A 25177-nucleotide genomic window follows, 5' to 3' on the forward strand; every position below is an offset into this window, starting at 1 on the left:
ATCAAAGAACTCCCCCTTCAGGGGGCTGGGGGGCTCACTTTTTTTATCTTCAACCTCAGGGAGTTACCTATAACCACAACATCCGAGAATGCCATGGCAAAAGCGCCAACCATAGGGTTTAAAAAGCCAAAGGCAGCAACAGGGATAGCTATAATGTTATAAGCAAAGGCCCAGAAAAGGTTTTGCTTAATGGTGAGTAATGTATGTTTACTGATCTGTAAAAACTTAATAACAGAAAGCAGATCGGTATTAAGCAATACCACATTGGCAGATTGAATGGCCACCTGGCTGGCATCGTTCATGGATACACCTACATCAGCTTTGGTAAGGGCAGGGGCATCGTTGATACCATCGCCTATCATAATGGTTTTGCCTTTTTGTTTGTAGATATCAATAACCTGGAGCTTTTCGTCGGGCAGTTTTTCGGCGTGTACCTCGGTGATTCCAATCTGGCTGGCTACCTTCAGGCAGCGGGTTTTCTTGTCGCCGCTTAAAAGGATAGGAATGATGCCCATCTTTTTAAGTTTGATAATCATAGACGCGGTTTCGGGCCTAAGTTCATCGTCAATTGCTATCTGCGCCAGCAGCTTTTGATTTTTATACAGTGAAAGGTTAAAATGGTCCTGGGCGTTTTGTTTGGCTGTACCTAAAAAGTAGTGGTTACCCTCTACATCTTCGGCGCGCATACCCAGGCCTTTTTCTTCTTTAGCCGTTTTGAGGATCACCTTTTGCTGAGGTAGCTTTTTCAGCCCCTCCACTAAGGATTTGGCAATGGGGTGGTTTGATCGTTCTTCGATTGCAGTAACAATACCCCTGATGAGCTCTATATTGATGCCCGGTTCAACTTTGATCTCATCTATACTAAACTTACCGGTGGTAAGCGTTCCGGTTTTATCAAATACCACATATTTGGTGTGGGCTACCGCTTCAATGATATCGCCACCTTTAATGAGTATTCCATTTTTGGCAGCACGACCTAAACCAACCATCACAGCGGTTGGGGTGGCCAAACCCATGGCGCAGGGGCAGGATATTACCAGCACTGCAATAGCATTCATAAGCGATTTTTGCATGCCCGCACCACCTGCAAAATAGGTAATGATGAAAGTAACAAGAGCTATCAATAACACTGCAGGAACAAATATGGAGGCTACCTTATCACCCAGCTTTTGTACCGGAGGTTTAGCAGCCTGGGCTTTTTTCATCAGATTAATGATCTGTGATAGGATGGTATTTGAACCAACCTTAGTGGCCAGCATATGAAAATTGCCGTTAAGCAGGATGGTGCCGCCTATTACTTTGTCGTATTTTTCTTTTTCCACAGGCATACTTTCGCCGGTAAGCATCGCTTCATCAACAGATGCGCTGCCAGAAAGTATTTCGCCATCAACGGGAATCTTATCACCTTGATTTACTATTAGCGTATCGCCCGGGCGTACCTCTTTGGCATTTATTACTTCAATACCGCCGTTTATAACCCGGTTGGCATTTACCTGTTGAAATTTAATGAGGTCTTTTACGGCCGAGGTAGTTTGAGTTACCGAACGTTTTTCAAATACATTGCCAAGCAATACAAGTGTTATGATAGTAGCGCAGGTTTCATAAAACTGATATTGTGAGCCCAGGTTTTGGATGGTGCCTGCCAGGCTGTATATAAAAGCCGAAGTTGAGCCAATGAATATCAGCACATCCATATTGGGCATACCGCCTTTAACCGAGCTCCAGGCGCTTTTGCCAAAATGCAGACAGCCTACTATAAAAACAGGTAAGCATAAAAGCAACTGCACTAAAGGCTGGTGTAAAAAATGCCAGGGCAGCAACATATGCATTAAAAGAGGCGCTGTAAAGATGGCGCAGAATATAAATTTGTTCTCAACAGGCTCATAAAATGCCGGAGAATGCTGCCCGATGTCATCAATTACTTTAAATCCTAAATTTTCTATGCCTTTTATTACTTCAGGCAGTTTGGAGTCGTCGCTGGTGGAGAATTTTACTTCTTCGCTGGCAAAATCAACAAGTATATTTCGTAACCCTTTTTTTTCGAGGAGTTTATGAATAGACATGGCGCAATTATTACAATGCATCCCCGTCACATTCAGTTCAATTAATTGCTCAGCCATAGATACAAATCTAAGCATTAACTAAAATCGTTCTGAAAAAATGAGGTAAACTGAATGTAATTTTAAAAAGAGTTTGCAAATAGCGTAGAGATTTCTATTTTTGCACTCTCCAAACGGTAGATGTAGCTCAGTTGGTTAGAGCATCGGTTTGTGGTACCGAGGGTCGTGGGTTCGAGCCCCATCATTTACCCTTTATGGGGCGAAGTCATTTTTAATGATTTTTGCCCCATTTTTTTTGCCCGTAACTCTTTGTTTTTCAGGTAGATTAGCTCTGCGCCCTCATTCATTTTCGTGGTTCGACATGCCACCCCATCGAAGGTCAATTTTTCAGGGTATAACGTCCCTACTAGGTATCTTTTACCCTGTATAGTAGCATCATCATACAATTTATCCAGCAATTCGAGGCTTTTTATAGCTGCTTCAGCTATAGGCCTGATGTCTAAAAGCGTAGAATTATGTACCATAACCTCGTTCAGTTTGGCTTCCAGTCGCGTAATTTTCTCATTGCATTCTTCTTTGATTCGGCGAAACTCGCCCGATTCTATTTCATCCAGTAATAGTAAATCCCTGGCTTTATCTGTACGTAGGGTCAGTTCATTGATTTGATGGATCAACTCCTTGCGCTCCTCGCGTACAGAGCAGGTTTGGTTATTGTAACAGTCGGTAACCGTTTCGACAAATAATTCTGAATAACCTTTACGTGGTATAAACAATGTCAGTTCTTCCAGAAATGAGTTGTTGGCTAATTCGGCAGGGTAACGTACCCCGCAGGATGATCGGCAATGGTAGTAAACCCTATAGGTTTTTCGTCCTTTTGATGCACTACCAGTTAACATCCGGTGACATTTTGGGCACTTCAAAAAGTTACGTAACTGCAATTCATCGGGCGTGGCAATGGGCAGTCCATATTCTCGTTTTCTACCATCCAGTACGTCCTGCACTCTATAAAATAAGGCTTCTGTGATCAAGGGGACGTGTAAACCCTGCACCAACCGGGCAGGCTCGTCTTTATATTCCGGAACTTTGATCTTGCAACAATAAACAGGGCTTCTGATCATGGTGTAAAAATTGTTTTTAGCGCATTTCAGCCCCTTTTCGTTTGCTGCTCTCAAAATGTGTTCGCCTGAATAAATACCTTCAGCCAGTGATTCAAATACCCACTTCATGATGGATGCTTCCGGCTCTTTAATGGCGATATAGCGCCTGCCGTCTTCTTTAGCCTTATTGGCATACCCTAGAGGCGCTTTGCCCATCCAGCGGCCTTCTTTCTTGGCTTGTCTGATGCCAAAGAACGTATTTAAACCCCGGCGGTCGTTTTCAATTTCAGGCGTGGTCAGATAGATTGCCAGCATCATTTTGTTTTCTGGTATGGTCAGATCCAAAGGCTGTTCAATCGCCTGCGGTTCTACACCTAACTTTTTTAGCGTAGTGATCATTTGATAAGCATCGGACGTGTTCCTACTAAACCTGTCCCACTTGGTAAATAACAGCAAGTCCGTTTTGTGCTTGTATTTTTTTAGAATGATAACCAGCTTTTTCCATTCAGGACGATTGAATGTTTTCGCGGAATGATCCTCGAAAATTACGCTTCGGACGCTTATGTTCTTGACCTCGCAATACTGTCGCAATACGGCTTCCTGGCTTCTGGGAGAATACCCTTTTTGTGCCTGCTCATCCGTACTTACCCGGACATACAAATCTGCAATCTTCATAAATTTTGTGATTTAGTAGCTACTTTTTTCTTTTTGGACAAAACCTCTATTTTCTGCGCCGTAGCGGTCAAAATGGCTTCTCTCACTGACAAGTTACTCATTTTATAGAGTAACTCCAGCATAATTATAGCTTTATCGTGCGTGATGATCGTTCCGTGTTTAGCTAATATTTTTATTGCTTTTTCAGGTGTTATCGTTCGCTTTTCGTTCCTAAAGTATTGTTGCATAGGTTGATGATTCAAGTCACAATATTCAGGAGTTTTAAAATGCGCCATACTCTAGTAGAGTATAATAAACTTTTTTTAAAATATATTTATCACTACTAGAGTAGTCCCAATTTTCAGGTATCTCACCTTTGCCTTATAAAAAAACAACAACCATGAACTTAGTGAAGCGATCTCACGAACGCCTTATAAAAACAAATTAGAAACATGAGTAAAATCAATAAAGATCCTAATGTCATTGGCCGGAAATTTAACGGACACCCGCATCTGAAACTAAAGATGGTGAAGCAATCGCCACGGCAAAAGATCCGGCAGCTTTTACGAAGCTTCATCCCATTGGATGAACTCCGGCAGGGCCGGAAATCGAAACAGACCGAAGGTTGAGATCCGCAAGGATCTTATTCGCATTCACCAACATTCACTAACCATTAACCAATGTTCAGGAGCGCTTTCGGAAGGAGCTTTCTTGTAGCCCGCGTGGTCTAAGCAAAGATGTATTTTTGCATGCGCAAAAAATCTTTGCCGTCCTTGAGGCCGGAGGAATTACTCGAAACTCGTAATCCCTGAACTTGATAAAAAGTGTAGCCTATGCCCCGAAGAAAAGCGGACAAGCCCGAGGAACTATTAACCCATAATTTGATCGTAAGAGTAACGGAAACCCTCTTTAATAAGCTGGAAACACTGTGCAAAGAAAGCGGTTGTTTGTCCATCGCAGAGGTGTGCCGTAAGATTCTTTCCAATCAAAAGATCAAGATATTCAAGGAAGATATTTCTATGAACCCGGTCATGGAAGAGTTAGCGTTGATCCGAAAAGAACTTAAAGCCATTGGTGTCAATATCAACCAGATCACCCGAAGTTTTAACCAGGACAGAGCCAGAACACACCATACCTATCATGTGCTGAAAGTCGCTGAGCAATATGAAAGAGTGGATGAACGGGTGGAAATCCTGCTTGCAATCATTGCTAAACTCGCCGATAAATGGTTGCAAAAATAAGCACGGGTAAAAGCATACGGGGGATGCTCCATTACAATGAGAACAAGGTCGGTTACGGTGAGGCCAGGCTCATTCTTGCAAGCGGCTTTGCAGGAGAGATCGAGCGCATGAATTTTAACCAGAAACTAAATCGCTTTCATAACTTAACCATGATGAAGCCGAATGTCAAGACCAATGCGGTTCACATCTCCCTTAACTTTCATTCCAGCGAAGAGCTAAGCAATACAAAATTGCAGCAGATCGCAAACTGTTATATGGAGAAGATCGGATTTGGCGACCAGCCGTTCCTGGTCTACCGCCATGATGATTCAGCGCACGATCATATTCACATAGTAACGACCAATATCACGGCCCAAAGGCAGCGCATGGACCTGCACGATATAGGGATTAAGTTATCTGAACCGGCGAGAAAAGCCATTGAGGAAGAGTTTAACCTGGTCAGAGCAGAAAGTAAAACATTTAAACTGGAGGCTACAATTAAACGGGCTGATCCCGCAAAGGCAATGTATGGTCACCTGCCAACCAAAAGAGCTATCAGCAACGTGATCATTGCGGTAACCAGGGATTATAAGTTCACTTCCTTAGCGGAGCTAAATGTTATTTTAAAATGCTTTAATGTGGTGGCGTTACGTGGCGCAGAACATACGCTAATGTTTGAAAAGAAAGGATTGATGTTTTCGCTACTGAACGCAAAAGGCGAAGCTATTGGGGTGCCCATCAAAGCCAGTGCCTTTTATACCAAGCCCTCCTTACGAAACCTTGAAAAGAAATTTGAGGTCAACCGTGAGAAGGGCAAAGCTTTTAAAGAAGAACTGAAACAGGGAATTGACCAGGTATTCGGCCATTATACTTCCCTAACCAAAGCATTATTCATCAAAGAGGTGCAAAAGCTTGGGATCGATGTGGTTTTCAGGCAAAATGAACAGGGCTTGATTTTCGGGATCACTTTTATTGACCACCCAAATAAAGTGGTATTCAATGGTAGTGACCTGGGCAAAGCCTACAGTGCCAAAGCCATTACAGAAAAGTTCCGCAAGCAAAATATACAACTGAAGCCGGAGAAAGAACCTGCATTACGTTCCGTCCGGCGAAAGGAACAGCAAATACAAATCCCTGCTAAAACATATTTAAAAGCACCGCAAGCCACCAATTTCTTAACCGCTGCTTTAGCAAAAACGCAACCTGATTTTGGTACGGGCGTACCGAAAAAGAAGAGACGCAAAAAACGAGGCCAGGAGGTCGAACAGAAATTAACCCTATAACAACATTTTATGAATACAGGAGAAGATACACAGGGCCTTCGTAAGATCATTGATCTGACAAGGTTCATCAGCATTTTTATATTAAGCATCCATTTTTATCTTGTTTGCTACCAGGCATTTGAGCATTGGGGTTGGACAGCAGCGTTTACGAACCGCATGATCGGGAACATTGCAAAAACCGGCTTATTTTCCGGCCTGCTTAAACCTAAACTGGCAGCCTTACTCTTCCTGAGCATATCCCTGCTTGGAGCAAAAGGCAAAAAGGACGAGCATATCCAAAGATCCGGCATGGTCGCTTACCTGTTATGCGGGTTACTTGTTTATTTCATTAGCCTGCTGGTGTTATACCTGCCCGGCAGTTATAGCATGGTGGCTATCTTATATATGGCCTTAACGGGAATTGGCTATTTGTTGATCCTTACAGGCGGCACCCGTTTATCACGCCTGATCAACGTAAACTTAGGCAAGGATATATTCAATTCAGAAAACGAAACCTTTCCCCAGGAGGAACGGCTTTTGGAAAACGAATGTTCCATCAACTTGCCAGCCAGGTATAAGCTTAAAGGAAAAGTAAGAAATAGCTGGATCAACGTGATCAACCCATTTAGGGGACTGCTTATCGCCGGGACACCTGGCTCAGGTAAGTCTTACTTTGTGATCAGGCATATTATTGACCAGCATATTAAAAAGGAGTTTACGATGTTTTTGTATGACTTTAAATATGATGACCTGACAAAGATCGCCTACAATAAATTATTGCAGTATAAGGCCAATTATAAAATAGCGCCATCCTTTTACATTATAAATTTTGATGACCTGAACCGAACGCACCGCTGCAATCCACTTGATCCGGCAGGCATGGACGATATTACGGATGCCACAGAAGCAAGCCGCACGATCATGATGGGTTTAAACCGGGAATGGATAAAGAAACAGGGTGATTTCTTTGTGGAATCGCCTATCAATTTTCTAACGGCTATCATCTGGTATTTGCGTAAGTATGAAGGTGGGAAATATTGCACCCTGCCGCATGTCATTGAACTCATGCAGGTACATTACGATCACCTTTTTGCGATACTGGAATTACAGGAAGAGATACAGGTACTCATCAATCCCTTTATATCTGCCTATCATAATAATGCAAAAGCACAGTTGGAAGGTCAGATCGCGTCGGCTAAGATCGGCCTGGCTAGGTTGGCATCACCACAATTGTATTATGTATTATCCGGCAATGATTTTACCCTGGATGTCAATAATCCCGATGAACCCAAGATCATTTGTGTAGGCAACAATCCGCAGAAGCTGCAAACCTATGGGGCCGTACTTTCGCTGTATATTTCCCGAATGATCAAACTGGTCAATCGAAAAGGCCAGCAGAAAAGCAGTTTGATATTTGATGAGTTCCCGACCATTTACTTTAATAATATGGACAGCGTGATCGCTACCGCACGTTCTAACGAGGTAGCGACCACTTTGGCTGTACAGGATTTCAGCCAGTTAAAAAAGGATTATGGCACGGAACAGGCTGATGTGATCACCGGCATTGTAGGGAACGTGATCAGTGGCCAGGTTACCGGAGATACGGCAAAGAAGCTGTCGGAAACCTTTGGTAAGATCATGCAGGACAGGACCAGTCTGAGTATCAATAGTTCGGATACTTCCACCTCTAAATCCACCCAATTGGATTATGCAATACCGGCGGCGAAGATCGCGGCCTTATCTTCGGGTGAGTTCGTGGGGATCGTAGCGGATGATCCCAAACAGAAGATCAGCCTGAAGATGTTTCATAGCGAGATCCAGAATGACCATGTGGCAATAAAAAAGGAAGAAGAAAACTATGTGCCGATTCCCGTTATTGCCAATGTGACGGAGCAGGACGTGATCGAGAATTATAAAAAGATAAAAATGGAAGTGGCAAATCTGGTAAATGCCGAACTGGGAAAACTGAAACCAGAAATCAAGCCATTGGAAAAAAAGAAAAGACAGGTCATAAAAAAGACTCTTCGTCAATCAGTATTACCGACGAAGAGAAACAGGGAGAATAATAAAAGCAATGACCCGGAAAAAGCAGTATCAATGTAATCTATCCAATTTAAGCTAGGTCTGTTAAATTTTATAATTAGTAATGCTTGTAAAAATCGTGCATTTACAATTAAGCATACTAAGGCATGGGATATTTGTCATTATGTGAGCGATGATGAATTGCCTATTGGCATTCTGTCAATTTGTAACCAGGCTTATGAGGAAGCATGATCTAATCTCTCATTGTATCTGCGGCAATTTACTGTAACCACCGGCGGGGCAATAGGCTTAGGTTGATTTTTTCTGGTATATATTTTGCGCAAATGTCTGTGTATGAGATGGTTTCAGCTCCTGCTGCTCTTGCAACTAATCAGGATGGAGGTAATGGTGCTATTGACACCGCAGCTACCAAAGGGGGGAATTAGCGGTAAAGGGCATTGTAAGGGCAAGTCGTCGGGTTTTCAAAGGCATTTTTTTTAACCTAATCAGCCTTATTCCAAGTCGCGAGTAAATATTATGGATCACTGTGTTTTTCAAAATGATTTGTATGTATATTTAATCGCCAATTAATCTAAACCATGAGACTGCGAAGTCTGTTTAATACCCTATTTCTTTTCCTGATATCTACCAATGTTTTTGGACAACAGGATGTGGAATTGCATATTAATGCCCATTTTCTCCCAAACAAAAAAATATTAAAGGTAAAACGGGACTTCAATGATCCGTACGTTTGGGTGCTTGCTGAGAACAACGAAGTGTACCGTGTTAACAGCACCGATAACACCATTGATGATTTTTCAAATAGATTTACAGATTACCATAATTATCTTTTTACAGATATAGCTGGGTTAAGCGGAGACGTGGCCTACATTGCTGTAAACAGCAATGCTGTCATTGAATATAAAAATGAAAGATTGAAAATAATTTCTGAAAGCTATGGGCTGCTAGATAAAGTAAATACAATAGGTATCGATTACACCAAACGATTTTTAACGGAAACGGCTGATGTTTTACTGATAGGAACAACTAAAGGGCTTTACCGTTATAATATTGATTCCGACAAATTGATATTAAGCTCGGACCCCAATGATAGTCAGGTCTACGAAGCCAACTACAGGAAACTGATGTTCAGTGGTACCTATTATATACATAATGTAGGTTTTGACACGGTCAATTACCAGCCCACAGAACTCATCGGAGACCGCTACATCTTTCCTTACTTCGTCTGGCAAAATGAAAAGACCTTTGGAACCAAGATTAACACAGCATATTATGCCACTTCGATGATCTATGATTTTCATGATCACGCCAATTATGTCAATATGTTTTGGGGAAATGACCGGGGAATGTTCCAGATAAACGGGAATGAAAGTTTCAGTGCGACCTGGCCGCATAAGCATTATCTTTCCGGGATAGAAGTCAATAAGATCACGGGAGTTTATGGGCTGGCAGCATTCGGGAATGGCCATGCTTTTTTTGATCCCGGCATTATCAAAGAAACTTTGCTTGTCGGCACCAATACCGGCTTGTATTTCAGTAGTTCCATTTATGACTATTATGGTAATAATGACCAGCTTAATAATTTTAGCCTTTTTTATTTTAAAGATTTAGGGCAGGTCAAGGTGAACGATATATCGGTCAATACAAAATCGATCGTTGAGCCCGTTTGCGAAGATGGCATTTGGCTTGCCACTGATGAAGGGCTTTACCTGGTAAAAACGGATTATTCCAAATTTCTCAATGCCCAGACCGCCAAACTGGTAACTTTCAAAGATGAATTCCCTGATGTGGCCACGAAGAAGATATGCGCCGGCGAAAAGGCCGATCTGATCGCCGATTCTTATAGTACGGGGAATGCTGCCGTGCAATGGTATAAAAATGACATGGAACTGGTCGGTCAAAGTAAAACTACCCTCGAAGTGGATAAGCCGGGCGAATACTACGCGGTATTGTATGATCCCTGCCAGAATATCCATTTCGAAAGTAATCATTTAATCGTGGAAGTGATCTCTGCCCCTATAATTGCCTTTGATTACCCGGAAAAAAAAGAATATTGTGATTCGGCAGCAGTGACCCTTCAAACGGAGAATAGCACGGCCTACCACTATCGTTGGTTCAGGGATAGTACGCAGTTGAGTGATACCACCTATAGGTTAGTGGTTTCCCAAAATGGCAGGTACCGGGTCGAGGTTAGCGCTTGTGCAGGTTCCTGGGTTTCATCAAAGCAAACAGAAGTTGAACTCATTAATTTACCCGAACCGTCAATTTCGCCCAATAGGGTAACTTATTGCCAGGGAGATATCGCCCGGCTGTCAGCTAATATTTCGCCTGATTCGACCTTTGATTTTAGTTGGTACTGCAATGGTGAGCAAGTGCCAGGTACTTTAAATCAAATAGCCATAGATGTATCGATAAAAGGTGATTACGTGATTAAATTGGCCGCAAAATCGAGATATTGTTTGAGGTTTTCTTCAACCTATCATCTGTCATTTGTTCAGGCCCCGTTAGCGGTATTTAATTACCCGGATACCCTAAAACTGTGTAATCAAAGCAACACCATATTGAAGACCGTATTTACACCAGGGTATCATTATCGATGGTATAAAAATATGGTTTTAACAGGAGTGGCAAATGAGGAGTTCAATGTACAGGAAAATGGAAACTATCAGTTCGAGGTAAGCACGTGCGAGGGTAGCTGGCTTCTATCAAAGGCTGTATATGTCGAATTTAATAAAACACCATTACCCACGATAATAAAAGATAAGCCAGTTTATTGTGTGGGTGATGTTGCAACGCTTAACGCGGGTATCACACGGAGTACCAACTACCACGTTATTTGGACAATCGATGACGAGCCGGCTACTGAATGGAACGACCATGTAGTCATTAAAACAACCAAGCCGGGAAATTATAAGGTTAGGGTGGTGAATAGCCAACAGGGAAATTGTTTGGAAATTTCGAATGATGTTGAAGTAAAATTTGTTCCGAGGCCGGAGATCACACTCCATACAGATTCCAATAAAACTCTTTGTGAAGGTCAATCACTGGAACTAATGGCTATGCACACTAAAGGCGAAATTAAATGGTTCAACGGAGCTTCTTCTGATAAAATTACTGTAAACCGTTCAGGGATTTATAACGTTTCCATTACTTCTGCTTCGGGGTGTACTGCGGATACGAGTTTAACGGTTTATTTTAACCCTAAACCGATTATTAATCTGAGCGATACGACGATATGTATGGCGATTCATGAAGAAATCTTATTGACTGCACCAAAGGGTTTAGCGAGCTATAGCTGGAACGGTATTCCCGGAACCAATATTTTCAGGACGAACCACCCGCAAATTATAAATCTTACAGTTACCGATAACCATGGTTGTGAAGCTTCAAAGCAAATACTCGTTTCAGAGCTCTGTGGAGAGAGTAAGATACCAAACACATTTACACCAAATGGGGACGGGGTAAACGATACCTGGGCTATTCCTTCCTTACAAGATGATCCCAAAGTTTTGGTGCGGGTTTTTAACCGGTACGGTACCCTGGTTTATCGAAGTAAGGGGTATAGCAATTTCTGGAATGGACTATCAGGAGGAAAACGTCTTCCTAATGCTGTTTATTATTACCTGATTTCAAGAGGAGCGGGGAAGCCCCTCCTGAGTGGTTTCGTTGCTATCCTGTATTAGAAAATAGTTTCGATAAATTAATGTTTAAAGACATTAACTTTAATATAATTTATTACCTTGGTAATATAATTACCAATTACCTAAGCCAATTCATAGCCAGTGAAATTTTACAAGCCTAATTTAAAGCATCGTTTAAAAGCATACTCATTGACGGAGATCATGATCGTTCTGGTCATTATCGGGATCCTTGTTTTGTTGGCCTTACCTATCTTAATACCCTTGATATCCAAAGCTAAAAGCACAGAGGCCAAGTTACAACTGGGGCATTTGCAAATGTTAGAGCAAAACTACTTTTATGAGCATTCAAGATATTCGAAGGATTTGTCCGAGATTGGTTTTATACAGGAAAAGCTGACAACGGAAAATACGGCTGGCCGCGCAAATTATCGTATTGATATTAAAAATGTGACGAGTACCGGCTTTACGGCCACTGCAACTGCTGTAGTAGATTTTAATGCTAATGGCACTTTTAATGTATGGGAAATTAATGAAAATAAGGATTTAAAAGAAGTAACACCGGATTAACGTGCTGCTTATAATTCAATTTTTTATTTTGGGAATATTAATCTGGATATTTATCCAGGACCTATTGTATCAATTAGTAAACTGGATTTTGTTTCCGGCGCTGGTTTTAGGACTTTTATGCTATCGACTCCTTTTTACCGGTATCAGCGATATCGGGACAGTTGCCTTTGAAAACCTGGTTTTTCTGCTTTTGCAATTGGGGTTGCTGACTTTTTATTTGTCAATAAGGAGGAAAAGGTTGGTTTTTCTGACCTCTTCGAATTTGTTGAATTGGGGCGACATTATTTTTCTGGTATCAGTTGCTTGTTATTTTTCATTGTATAATTATATCCTCTTTTATGCGCTCAGTTTGCCATTAATATTGTTTTTATGGGTTTTAATTAAACCTTTATTTAAAAGTAAATTTATTCCACTTGCCGGTCTGCAGTCAGTGTTGTTAGCTATTTGCTTGGCATTAGACTGGTGGGTAATACGATTGGGTTTAACGGAGGATTTTTGGGTTTGGCATTACTATTTATTATGGATACAATAGGAAAAGTAACGTTAGAGACAGATATAGTTCACCTTTTAGCAAAAGAGCAGGTATGGCACTATCAGGTCTTGCCAAAGACTGTTTCAGCGGAAAGTTTGGAACTTTATTGCGAGCAAGGAAAAGGTTCGGCCAGCCTCATCGCTGAATTGGAAATTGTACTCAACAAAAAAGTAAAATTAACCCCTCTTCCTGCCGGTGAAATCATCAGGCTAATGGCTACCTATTACCAAAAGGAAAAAGACGCCAACGATTCGGCATTTATTACCCCTAATTTAGTCGACGACGATTTTCTGGTTACCCTGATTAAGGAAGCGAAAAGTCTTAAAAGTAGTGATATCCATATCGAAAGATATGAAGATAAATGCAGAGCGCGTTTTCGAATAGATGGTGTACTGGTCGAACGTTATATATTAAAAGGCGACGACTATCCGGCATTGATCAATAAAATTAAGATAGCTGCAGATCTGGATATTGCACAGAAACGACTTCCACAGGATGGAAGGATCAATTTCAGCAGGGAAGAATTTAAGTTTGATATACGGGTTTCTGTTTTACCAGCTTTGTATGGTGAGAAGGCGGTGTTGAGGCTGTTGAATAATGACGCCACGAATATCGATCTGAACAGTTTGGGCTTTTCGGGAAATGATCTTGATAATTATTTGCAAGGTGTAAAAAGACCCAACGGCATTTTACTGATCAGCGGTCCCACGGGTTCCGGTAAGACTACTACGCTATATGCAACCCTTAAATTGTTAAACAAAACAAACCGGAATATTTTAACAATTGAAGATCCCATTGAATATACCCTGGAGGGTGTTAACCAGGTACAGTTAAAGGAGAATATAGGTTTTACTTTCCCAATGGCCTTGAAGACCTTTATGCGGCAAGATCCCGACATTATTATGGTAGGGGAGATCAGGGACGTGGAAACTGCAAATATGGCGATCCGCGCGGCCCTCACCGGTCATTTAGTCCTGTCCACTATTCATACTAATTCTGCCTGGGGTACGATCTCCCGCCTGATCGATATGGGTATCCCGTCTTATCTTTTGTCAGATACCTTGAACACAACGGTAGCACAACGGTTAATTCGCCTTTTATGTCCGGCTTGTAAAAAAAAGATGGATTTTGATGTTTCGCTATTCCCAAAGCAATTTAAACCGGAAAAGGAAATCAACTATCATTATGGGCCGGTAGGATGCGAAAAATGTTATTTCACCGGGTTTAAAGGTAGAAAGGCTATTTATGAGGTGATTCCGATGGATTATGAACTATCCAACGAAATAAAAAAGGGGAATCTTGATGTGAGGAAACTTTTAAAGGCCCGGGGGATCCAGACACTTGCTGCGAACGCTCTTCAGGTTTTTACAGATGGCTTAACATCAATGGAAGAAATTTTTCCAATGTTATTTAATAATTAAAAGTTTCAAATGTTAAAAAAAATTACTTGCTTAATTCTTATAATCTTATTTAATATCAGTTTACGCCTTTGTGCACAGCAACAGGATCGGATAGGTCAACTACAGTATAAGCTGGATACGTTAGGGAGGACGGTACCTGGGCTTAACCAAAAGGTTCAATTATTGGTGACAGGGGTTTCTGTAAAAGAATATCTTAATGCATTGGCAAGGGCAAATAATCTGAGTATCAGTTGCGATCCTGTGCTGAATTTTACTATTTATGATACATTTAATGGAGTTACCGCTTCGAACATCATAATATTGTTGGCACAAAAATACAATTTGGAAATAAATGTAGTGGGGGCAATTCTATACGTAACCCCTTTTAGAGATCCAAACTCATTTTTACCCATGCCTTCTAAAGAGATTGATGCACAATATAACCAAGCGAACAATACGCTGTCATTTTCGCTGGTCAATGACAGCCTTCCTGCGGTAAGCAAGAAAATTACACAGCTTTCCGGTAAGAACATTATTATCCCCGGGTCATTGCAAAGCAAAAAGGTGTCCGCATTCATACGTAATGCCCCTTTTGACATTGCGATGGAAAAGCTTGCTTACGCTAATGATATCAAAATGAGCCGCACCAATGATAATTTTTACCTGTTTCAGCCATTGGAGGAAAATGAAGAGTTATATATCAATGGAGACAAGAATACATCTGTAAGAAAAGTAGTGAGAAACGTCCAACAAAGTTTAAGTGGAACATCCGGTGTTTCTGTGAGAGTTGTGAACGGACATAAATTGATCTCAGCTGATGCGGTAAATACGCCGATTATTGACCTCGTAAAGCAGGCTTCACAGGAAACAAACAGTAACTATTCGATATATTCGGAAATAAAGGGTATAATCACACTGCACGTTTCGGATATCAGTTACGATTCCTTTTTGAACATACTCTTTAAAAGCACTGAGTACACTTTTCATTCTGAAGAAGGGGTATATTTAATGGGAGATCGGAAGCTATCAGGCCTAAGGACCTTTAAAGCAATTCATTTACAAAACCGACCGATTGATACCCTTTTCAGTATGATACCCAATGAATGGAAAAAGGGAATTGAAGTGCAGGAGTTTCGGGAGCAAAATACCTTATTATTATCAGGCTCAAGTGCCCAGATTGCTGAAATTGAAAATATGATAAAACAGTTGGACAAGCTGGTGCCAGTTGTTTTAATCGAGGTTACCATGATCGATGTACATAAAACAAGGAATGTCTCAACCGGGATCTCGGCAGGAGTCTCCGATAGTGTGAAAACTGGTGGCTCAGTGTTACCAGGCCTTAATTATACATTTGGAACTAAAGGAGTAAATGATTTCTTAAATAGTCTCGGTAAGCTTACTTCCCTTAACCTAGGGCATGTAGTTCCGAATTTTTATGTCAATCTCAAGGCGCTTGAAGCCAATAATAATGTAGATGTGCGGTCTGTGCCGCAATTATCTACTTTAAATGGACATTCAGCCATCTTGAGTATTGGAAGTCGGAGATATTATAAAAATACCACACAAAATGTCTTTCCTTCCATAACCACTTCACAGTCTATCTTTACGAATGTCTACCAGGAAGTAAATGCTAATTTGTCTATTTCTATTAAACCAGTTGTTTCGGGAGATGACCAGGTTACCCTGGGTATAAACGTAAATATTTCTGATTTTACCGCTTTCCCTACTGATGGTTCCCCTCCACCTCAGGCTATCAGTAAATTTGAAACTATTCTAAGAGTGCACAACGAGGATACAATTGTTTTGGGAGGGCTGGAAAGGACTGAAAGCGATGATAGTGGCTCTGGAATTCCGCTTTTGTCAAGGATCCCTATATTAAAGTGGATTTTTAGCAGCCGGTCGAAAACAAATTCTAAAATAGTTACGGTTCTTTTCATCAAGTCTACTATAATCCGCTAACACTGATGTTGTCGAAATACTATAATTTTGATAAAGCTTTGGGACTTTCGCTTACCATTGGTGATGGCGCTACATCATTTGCCGGTTGCCAGATGGTAAAAAAGGGAAACGCAATTGATATAGAAAAAACGGCTTTTGATATCATTGTCGACGAGAATGTCAGCGAATATTTTGATAAAGCTTATCCCGTCTGTTTAAATCTGCAGGGAAAAGGTATATTATACAAACAACTTGGTGCCCATGACCAGTTTAACGCGACTAATTTTAATAAGATACTGCCGGGTGCAGTTTTTACCGATTTTTATATCCAACTGTTTAATTCTGGTAATAAAACCTTTTTAGCCACGATTAGGAAAACAGAGGCTGACAGATGGATCTCACTATTGGTTGAACAAGGTTTCAAGGTGCTGATGTTAAACTTGGGGCCGTTCCCCGTTCAGCCGGTACTTGGCCAAATGAATTTTTACGGGAAGGAGTTCGTTTTTGATGGAAATATGATAATGGTGGATGAATCCGGTAACTGGTTGGATTTTGAATATGATCCATCCTTTTCCGCTCGGTATGTGTTAAAAGTTGGACTCGAAACGTTGGATCAAAAAATCATTTTACCTTATGCGTCGGCTTTTCAGTTAATATTGAATGGTAAGGTTAAACAGGTAGAGGTAGCTGTCGCTGAACAGGATAATGTTTTACGCACAGCCTTAAAAGACAGGAGAATAAAAGTAATGTTAGTGTTGGTGCTTTTGTGTGTTTTTTTTATGCTGTTAATTAATTTCATGGTATTTTCTTGGTTGTATTCAACTAATGAGAAACTGGGTGGTCAAATTGCAGTTTCTTCTCAGAATGTTTCTGACCTGCAAGGCTTGCAAGATAAAATTAAACGCCAGGAATTATTGTTACACGATTTGGGATGGGATAAAGGCATTGATAAAGCAATGTTGCTGGACCAATTGGCATCATTACTGCCAATTGGTTTGACCTGGGCGGAGGTCGATGTTAACCCGATTGATCTTAAAAATAGCAAACGGTCCCAAATTCTAAACTTTAATGATCATAAAATCAGGGTCTCAGGATTTTCCGAACAAGTGATCCCTGTTAATGAATGGATGGCAAGGATCAAGACCAAAAAATGGGTAAAAAGTGTTGAACTGGAAAATTACAGTTATAACAGCGAATTAAACACCGGACAATTTATTGTACTTATTTCTTATTGATATATGTTAAAAAGCAAGGTCATAAAAAAAGAGTATTTGCTGGTCGCCGGTTCTTTGCTATTGCTGTTAAGCTATGAATTGGCATTTAAACGCACCTATGTGGCCTGGAGACAGTACCGCCGTTTAGAGGAACAATTAAGTCCTCAGGCTGATTTTAGATATCAACCTGGCTTCCTGGAAAGAAAGAGCAAAAACCTTGATAAACTGATCGGTTTGTATCGGGTCGATACGGCAGAACTGAAAGATGTGGTTATTGGTACGGTAGCAAATAAAGCGGCTAAGCTAAATGTCAGGTTAAGTGGAGTTCCAGCACAAGGTGATGATCTGCAACTAGATGGGTTTAATATCCAGCAGCTTGATTTGGAGGGTGAATATTTTTCCTTGCTCAAACTGATAAAAAGCCTCCAGGGAACGGAGCAAATCGGCATGGTCAGGTCTGTTGTTTTGGTTTCAAAAAAGAATGAGGGTAAAGACGGGAAAGTAAATATTTCAATGAAAATCTATCTGGAAAGTATTAAATAAGTAATTAGATACACTGTTTTTTTTAAAGAAATAAATATTTGTTATTATGAGAATAATGATTATATTTATTTCACCAAATAAACCTTACAGCCATTATGAAATTTGCCTCAATCACACCCTCGCTTTTTTCTAAGATCCCTGTTTTTCAATTTGCATTTGATATTAATTATGTGGAGTGAACAATTAATTGACTTGATATTTATCAGGTAATTTAATTATTTAACCGAAACTGTGTTTATTATCTACCGCGTAGATAATGTCTGTTTTGCCTGTGCGTTTTTATTTTTGACAATGCTCCGGATCTAGGAGCAGCACCTTTAAACCTTATCCAGATGTCCAAATCAAGAATTTTTGTATTCTTTGCATTTCTGCAATTTTTTTGCTTGCCGGCACTATTTGCGCAAACGACAAGCGGGAACTATTTTGTTCCGACGATATTTCGAAAAGCGCCAAATAGTGCAGCGTTTACAAAGTACGGGGACTATCCGGTGAATCTGTTTACGGGCCTGCCGGACATTTCGATACCGCTTTATAATATCCAGTCAGGCGGCTTAAGTGTGCCGATCACCTTATCATATCATGCCTCGGGTATTCGGGTTTCGGATGTAGCGAGCTGGGTGGGTTTGGGCTGGTCACTTTCCACGGGCGGGAGTATAACCAGGAAAGTAATGGGGTCTGCCGATGAAGAAACAGGTGGGTTTCTCCAGGGCCATCTTCGGGTCGATGCCGCGATCAACGCGGAAATTGATTCTGACGTAACGTTTTTGGATAATGTAGTCAAAGGCCAGTATGATACGCAGCCTGATATTTTTTCATATGATTTCCCCGGGCACAATGGTAAGTTCTTCTTTGACGCGACGAATAGCTTCAAGCCTGCTCTGATACCTTTTGCGCCCATTTCAATACGCAACACCAATTTTAATCCCAGTCATTATACAGACCCCTATGTGCCGCATTTTGCCGTTAAAGACGAGCATGGCAACAGCTATCTTTTCGGGTATAATAATATAGAGCGGACAAGGACCGAAACGCCTTCACACACAGGCTTCTCTAATACTGCCTTTATGCTGGAGCAAATGCTCACCCAGGATAAAAAAGATACCGTTTCGTTTTCCTACGCATCCCAGGATGTAACCTACCCCGATGAACAATCGATGGCTGATATTATCACCAGTAACGTCGACAATCATGGAGATTTCACAAGATACGTTTCACAGTATACGCCCAATAACAATTCCTATAATATATCGACAGTATCTGAAAAGCTGATCCAGCAGATCAAATTTACTAATGGAAAGGTTGTTTTTGAACTGGATGCAACCCGCAGAAATGATATCGGTAACTCCTCTTACCCTAACTATGGTCTTAACAAGATCAGGGTATATAGTATCAACCATGCCACTAATACCTATACGCTTCAAAAGTCAGTAGTCTTTTATAAAAGCTATTTTTATCCGGGCGTAACCAACCAGCAACGCTTAAGACTGGATTCCATCCAGGTTTTGGATGCCGGAGGAAGTATCATGCAGCATTATCGGTTTGTTTACAACAGTAGTGTAACCATGCCGCTATATGGCTCTTTTGCCAAAGATTACTGGGGGTTCTATAATGGAAAAGCCAATACCTCGATGATCCCCAATCAAACTGTAACCTACGTGGCTAACGTAGTCAACGGCCAGACTACCACGCAAACGATAGGAAGTACGGTGCCAAACAGCCGTTTTTCTGATTCGACCTACATGCAGGCCTGCGTGCTGCAGACGGTTTATTACCCCACTGGCGGGCATACTGATTTTACCTTTGAAACCAACAGGTACCTTGACGAACAAGGAATAATGCAGCTGGCAGGGGGGCTGCGTGTGTCTTCTATTAAAAGCTATGATGGTGTAAATCCGGCACCGATCGTTAAAACATATAAATATAACTTAAACACGGCGCGAAAGAACTTCCAGCTGGGATACGATTATTTTGCAATGACGCAAACGCACCATTACTGGGAAACCATCAGAGTGAGCCTGGTTAATACCTCCATCGAAACGATGACCTCCTATGTGTCTAATTCCAAACTTGACCTTTACCCGTTTGACGCATCTTTGGTTGTTTATCCGAATGTTAGTGAATACATCGGCACCCCCGGCAGCAATATAGGACGTACCGATTATATATTCAGGGATCAGCCGGATGGGTATCAGGAAGCCTCGGCAGCAGGTATCCCGATTCCAGCAACCCGGTTTTATGCCAGGGGCCAGTTATTATCTAAAACCGAATACCTGAGCAAGCCGGACGGATCTTATCAGAAAGTCAAGAAGGATTCCAGCAGCTATACGGCGTTTCCGCAGAATCTGCATGTAAATGTAGGCCTGGCTGTAGGGCAGCTGATTGTTAATGAGGGCACGGTGGGTCCGACATTTATGCCATCTTCAGGCCAATTTTCCCCGGGCAACTATAATCTTAATAATGGTTTTGTTTTCCATAACTATGGACTGGTTTCGGACGACAATTATTTAACCGGCACCACCAGTTATATTTATGATCAAACAGATCCCTCCAAGTTTTCAGCTTCAACGGTAACCAATAAGTATGATAATATTATCCACCAACAGGTTTCCCGGGTATACCAGACAGACAGCAAGGGGAACACAAGTATTGCAACCATGAAGTACCCGGCCGATTACCAAAGTGGTAACGCGGTTTTGGATACCATGCTTAACCGGAACATGCAGGCGGAAATGATTGAGAAATGGGATACGGTTAAAAATGTGACCACTGGGATCAATGGGGTGATCGCCGGCCAGGTCAATTTCTTCCAGTTTGAAAGCAATTCATCGGTTTTACCGGCAAGGATCAGCAAGCTGCGCGTAAGCGCGCCGCTGACCAATTTTGTGCGGTCGTCGGTAGCCTCAGGTACAGGAGCGTTCCAGTCAGATTCACGTTATGTACAGATGATCAGTTTCGACCAGTATGATTACAAAAACAACCTGACCCAATATACGCCAAGGAACGGCGCACCTGTTTCGGTGGTGTGGGGCTATGATTATACCCAGCCATCTGCTGAAATAAAAAATGCTGTATTAGGCACGGTTGCCTATACAAGTTTCGAGTCCAAAGACCAGGGTAACTGGTCATATTCGGGCAGCCCGGTCATGGATCCAACTGCGCCTACTGGTCAAAGTGTGTATCCATTAACCAACGGTACGGTTACCACCTATCCCCAGGATTATACAAGGAATTATGTGTTATCCTACTGGAGCAATAATGGCGCGGCAACCGTTTATGCGGGAAATTATATCGGCGGTACCGCATTAAGAACGGCTAATGGATGGACCTATTTTGAGTACCAAATACCTGCAGGTTTTTCAAGTTCAGTATCGGTAAGCGGTACCACCTCGATCGATGAATTAGCGTTTTATCCAAAGGATGCCCAGATCACGACATATAGTTACGATGCCAACGGGCTTACTGGCCTTACAGATACGAAGGGTGTGGTTACCGGGTTTGAATACGATTTCTTCCAGCGCCTGAAGAATATTCGGGACTGGAATGGTAATATCGTTAAAAACTATGGGTATCACAATTATGACATGACCATTGGCAACGATGCTATCAGTACACCTGTATTAACCCGTAACAACTACCCGCCCGGTACAAACCCAACGTCGACAACATTTACGGTGCCTGCCTCAAAATATCTTTCATCAACCAAGGCATCCGCAAACGCGGAGGCCCAGTTCGATCATGATACCTATGGGCAGATCTATGCGAATAAGACCTGCGGCTGCCCGGTACAGATGATATCGTTCACGCTCACGAATAATTCCGGTGCCACGGGCCTTTCAGCAAATTTCAGCGGGCCTGGCTCTTACAGTTTTCCATTTCCGGCAACCGGCAGTACTATCGTACAGATCCCTGCCGGTACTTACAGTTTATCCCTGCCGCCCGTATCGCCGTTTAATTCACACCACTGGAAACTGGGCAATGTCCGGGCCGAAATATATGCGCCATCGGCCTCTTTCAGCAGTGTAGTAATTGGAACTGGCAGTACGGATTCATTTGTAATGGTTTATTAATTGCAGGTATCATGAAAGAGAAGATCAACAAATTAGCAATAAATACGGTTACCTCAATTGGAAAGGTACTTACCGCTTTATTCATCATCATAACTCCGGCCGGTTCCTTATTGGCCCAGTCGGCTAACCAGAACTATATCATCAATAACGCGCCTCGGGTCAATGGCTTAACAGATGACGCGACACTTAAAACGGCGGCCACCAATAAATCAAAAGTACAAGTAACGATCCAATATGCTGACGGCCTGGGGAGGTCCGTTCAGACCATCCAGTCAAAAGCATCTCCATTGGGATACGATGTTGTTACACCTCAGGGTTATGATTCCTACGGGAGAGAAGTAAAAAAATATCTTCCTTACATTCCCTCGCTGGCTACAACAGGCAGTTATCGTACCGATGCACTGACAGGCGCGCAGACTACCTTCTATAATTCTCCGCCATCTGGTGTTGTTCAGATCCCGACCGCTACCCAGATAGCTTACTCGGAAACAAAACCAGAGAACTCACCGCTTGTCAGGGCAGTAGAGCAGGGTGCACCCGGTCTGTCCTTTAAAATAGGAGGCGGGCATACGATCACGTCCACTTACACTGTAAATTCTGTAGCCGATGCAGTCAACCTCTGGGTTGTCAGTGCTTCCGGGGCCTCTTATTCTACAAGTTATACCGCTGGTGCTTTGACAGAAACAACAGTGACAGATGAAAATGGGAATGCTGTTTTAACTTACAAAGATTACAATAAAAGGTTGGTCTGTAAGAAAGTCCAGTCAGGGGCGGGCACCTACCTGGTCACGGATTATATTTATGATGATTTCGGGAATCTCCGTTACGTGGTTCCGCCGCTGCCAACGGTCTCTGTGATCAATTCGGTTACCAATGCAGCCGTTGCTGTTCCCGCCTCTTTCACAGAGAGCAATGCCGTATTTCTGAGTTATTTTTATGCCTATCATTATGATGATCTTGGGCGGGTGATTGAGAAGAAATTACCAGGGCAGGGGTGGCAGTATGTTGTATACAATAGCAGGGATCAGCCCATCATGAGCCAGGATGCCAATCAATTGAACAATGGCATCTGGATGGTGACCAAATATGACGTTCTTGGACGTCCAGTCATGACCGGGGAACTGACAACTGCTTCCACCCGGACCTCGCTGCAGACAGCAGCTGACGCATCAATCGCCAGTCCTTTTGAGAGTTTTACTAATGTGACCAACAATTATGGCTATACCCATGTAAGCTACCCGGATATCAGCCCGGGTGCAGGAAAGAAAATACTCACGGTGAATTATTATGACAGTTATGATGTGATCATCAATACAGCGGTAAACCCTGGTTCGACTGTCTTTACTGCGCCGTTGGTTTCGATAGATTCCCTGGATAAGGCTCCGCGGGGTTTGCCGGTTGCTACCCTGGTCAATGTATTGGGAACGACCAATTACCTGTTTACAGTTACCCATTATGATAAATATGGAAACCCTGTAAAAGTTACTTCGCAGCATTACCAGGGAGGAACGTTGGCTTATAATAAATATGATATAGAAGAAAACTCGTTCAGTTTCCAGAATGTTGCTACAAAAAAAATACGTAGACATTATTTGCCTTCATCGTCCAATCCACTGTTGACTATCATTACCAGTCCAGTTTATGACCACATGAACCGGATTCTGCTGAACCGCCAACAATATAAATCGACAACTGATACCGGTTCAATGGTCACGCTGGCCAAAAGTGACTATAATGAGGTTGGGCAGTTGATAACCAAGCATCTGCACAGCACGGCGGCAGGTATCCCGGCCAGTTCCGGCTTTTTACAGCATGTGGATTACCGTTATAATGCCAGGGGGTGGTTAACCCGGATCAATAACTCAGCTTCGACTACCGATGAGACTTTTACGTCTCAGCTGGACCTGTTCGGCGAGAATCTGGACTTTGACCAGGTTACTAATGGGCTGGGCGGTACGGCACAATATAATGGGAACATCAGCAATATCAAATGGCAGACCAAGGTTCCCTCCAGCCTTGCGGGTATTATCACGCAGGAATACAAAGGCTATGTATTTACTTACGATCCGTTAAACCGCCTTAGCAATGCGGCATATAAAGCACAGACAACGGCGAATAACAGTTCCTATGATGAAACGATCCAATATGATGAACTGGGCAATATATTAAGCATGGTACGCAAGAACGGAGCAGCATCCACGTTGAACAATATGACTTACAGTTATATGAATGCAGGCATTCGGAGTAATAAGTTATGGCAGGTGACAGATGGCGGAACTGAAGGCTTCAACCCGACTTATAATTATGACAACAATGGTAACCTGATGAGCGATGCTAAAAAAACCGTAACTGCTATCGCTTACAACGAGTTGAACCTGCCTACCCAGGTTACGATCACCACAGGAACCAAAGTGCTGAAGAATGTTTATGATGCCACTGGTAGAAAACTGGAAAGGTTGGTCACTACTGGCAGCACCACATCAGAAGATCGTTATTACGATGATGGTATTGAATATACCAGTAATACCATCGAGTTTGTGCAGACGCCAGAAGGCAGAACATTGCCCTCAACTGGGAAATATATATATGAGTATAATATCACTGACCATTTAGGTAATATTAGAGTAATGTTTGGAGATAAGAACAACGATGGAATTTTGACGGCCAATGAGGTCACTCAAACTACTGATTACTATGCATTCGGAAGGGAGATCACCTATAGTCAGGGCATAACTGCAATTCCAGATAATACATATAAATATAACGGAAAAGAACTTCAAAAAGATATAGCCCTGTATGATTATGGTGCGCGGTTCTATGATCCGGTGATTGGAAGATTTACGACTGTAGACCCTCTTGCTGAACAGATGCGTAGGCATTCACCTTATAATTATGGGTTTGATAATCCAATAAGGTTTATAGACAAGGATGGAATGGGG

At 42.1% G+C, this 25177-nt stretch carries 14 protein-coding genes, 1 tRNA gene and 1 pseudogene; 13 read left to right on the plus strand and 3 right to left on the minus strand.

Going from position 1 to position 25177, the window contains the following annotated elements:
- Positions 1-17 precede the first annotated feature (17 nt).
- Entirely contained in the window at positions 18-2138 is a 2121-nt protein-coding gene (locus Q0R88_RS20810) for a cation-translocating P-type ATPase (RefSeq protein WP_295719952.1), read from the minus strand.
- Between the two features lie 98 nt (positions 2139-2236).
- Between Q0R88_RS20810 and Q0R88_RS20815 the strand changes: the two genes are divergently transcribed.
- Positions 2237-2310: transfer RNA gene (locus tag Q0R88_RS20815), tRNA-His, on the plus strand.
- On the opposite strand, the gene Q0R88_RS20820 is transcribed toward Q0R88_RS20815, so the two are convergent.
- Together Q0R88_RS20820 and Q0R88_RS20825 are read right to left on the minus strand one after the other, a co-directional pair.
- Positions 2306-3832: a recombinase family protein gene (locus tag Q0R88_RS20820; RefSeq protein ID WP_295719953.1), complete on the minus strand. Its 1527-nt coding sequence runs from the start codon at positions 3830-3832 to the stop codon at positions 2306-2308. The two genes, Q0R88_RS20815 and Q0R88_RS20820, sit on opposite strands and share 5 nt — an antisense overlap.
- Positions 3829-4107, minus strand: a complete 279-nt coding sequence (locus Q0R88_RS20825) for a hypothetical protein (RefSeq protein WP_295719955.1) — start codon at positions 4105-4107, stop codon at positions 3829-3831. Before Q0R88_RS20825 ends, Q0R88_RS20820 begins: the two co-directional genes overlap by 4 nt.
- 537 nt (positions 4108-4644) lie before the next feature.
- On the opposite strand from Q0R88_RS20825, the gene mobC (Q0R88_RS20830) reads away from it, so the two are divergent.
- From mobC (Q0R88_RS20830) to Q0R88_RS20880, 12 genes and pseudogenes are all read left to right on the plus strand, one after another.
- Complete coding sequence (gene mobC / locus Q0R88_RS20830; protein ID WP_295719958.1) at positions 4645-5052, plus strand: plasmid mobilization relaxosome protein MobC; 408 nt, start codon at positions 4645-4647, stop codon at positions 5050-5052.
- Positions 5037-6314 carry a relaxase/mobilization nuclease domain-containing protein gene (locus Q0R88_RS20835; protein WP_295719961.1) on the plus strand — a complete coding sequence of 426 codons (1278 nt, stop codon included), beginning with the start codon at positions 5037-5039 and terminating at the stop codon, positions 6312-6314. Before mobC (Q0R88_RS20830) ends, Q0R88_RS20835 begins: the two co-directional genes overlap by 16 nt.
- Before the next feature lie 9 nt (positions 6315-6323).
- Positions 6324-8396, plus strand: coding sequence for a conjugal transfer protein MobC (gene mobC / locus Q0R88_RS20840; RefSeq protein WP_295719964.1), 2073 nt, complete (start codon positions 6324-6326; stop codon positions 8394-8396).
- Positions 8397-8914: 518 nt separating this feature from the next.
- Positions 8915-12019 carry a gliding motility-associated C-terminal domain-containing protein gene (locus tag Q0R88_RS20845; protein ID WP_295719966.1) on the plus strand — a complete coding sequence of 1035 codons (3105 nt, stop codon included), beginning with the start codon at positions 8915-8917 and terminating at the stop codon, positions 12017-12019.
- A 99-nt stretch (positions 12020-12118) separates the two neighbouring features.
- Entirely contained in the window at positions 12119-12544 is a 426-nt protein-coding gene (locus tag Q0R88_RS20850) for a type IV pilin protein (protein WP_295719969.1), read from the plus strand.
- 519 nt (positions 12545-13063) lie between these two features.
- Positions 13064-14497 carry a GspE/PulE family protein gene (locus Q0R88_RS20855; RefSeq protein ID WP_295719973.1) on the plus strand — a complete coding sequence of 478 codons (1434 nt, stop codon included), beginning with the start codon at positions 13064-13066 and terminating at the stop codon, positions 14495-14497.
- A 9-nt stretch (positions 14498-14506) separates the two neighbouring features.
- A complete protein-coding gene (locus Q0R88_RS20860) occupies positions 14507-16435 on the plus strand; it encodes a general secretion pathway protein GspD (RefSeq protein ID WP_295719974.1) in 1929 nt (642 codons plus the stop codon).
- 92 nt (positions 16436-16527) lie between these two features.
- Positions 16528-17649: a hypothetical protein gene (locus Q0R88_RS20865; RefSeq protein ID WP_295719975.1), complete on the plus strand. Its 1122-nt coding sequence runs from the start codon at positions 16528-16530 to the stop codon at positions 17647-17649.
- 3 nt (positions 17650-17652) lie between these two features.
- Positions 17653-18171 (plus strand): hypothetical protein, encoded by a 519-nt coding sequence (locus Q0R88_RS20870; RefSeq protein WP_295719977.1) that lies wholly within the window; start codon positions 17653-17655, stop codon positions 18169-18171.
- Positions 18172-18503: 332 nt separating this feature from the next.
- Positions 18504-22238 (plus strand): DUF5977 domain-containing protein, encoded by a 3735-nt coding sequence (locus Q0R88_RS20875; protein ID WP_295719979.1) that lies wholly within the window; start codon positions 18504-18506, stop codon positions 22236-22238.
- 11 nt (positions 22239-22249) lie between these two features.
- A pseudogene (locus Q0R88_RS27210) lies at positions 22250-22774 on the plus strand (DUF6443 domain-containing protein); the annotation flags it as partial.
- 138 nt (positions 22775-22912) lie between these two features.
- On the plus strand, positions 22913-25177 hold a 2265-nt coding region (locus Q0R88_RS20880), incomplete at its 3' end, for an RHS repeat-associated core domain-containing protein (RefSeq protein WP_295719982.1).

The sequence above is a fragment of the Mucilaginibacter sp. genome (assembly GCF_025362475.1).
Lineage (GTDB): Bacteria > Bacteroidota > Bacteroidia > Sphingobacteriales > Sphingobacteriaceae > Mucilaginibacter.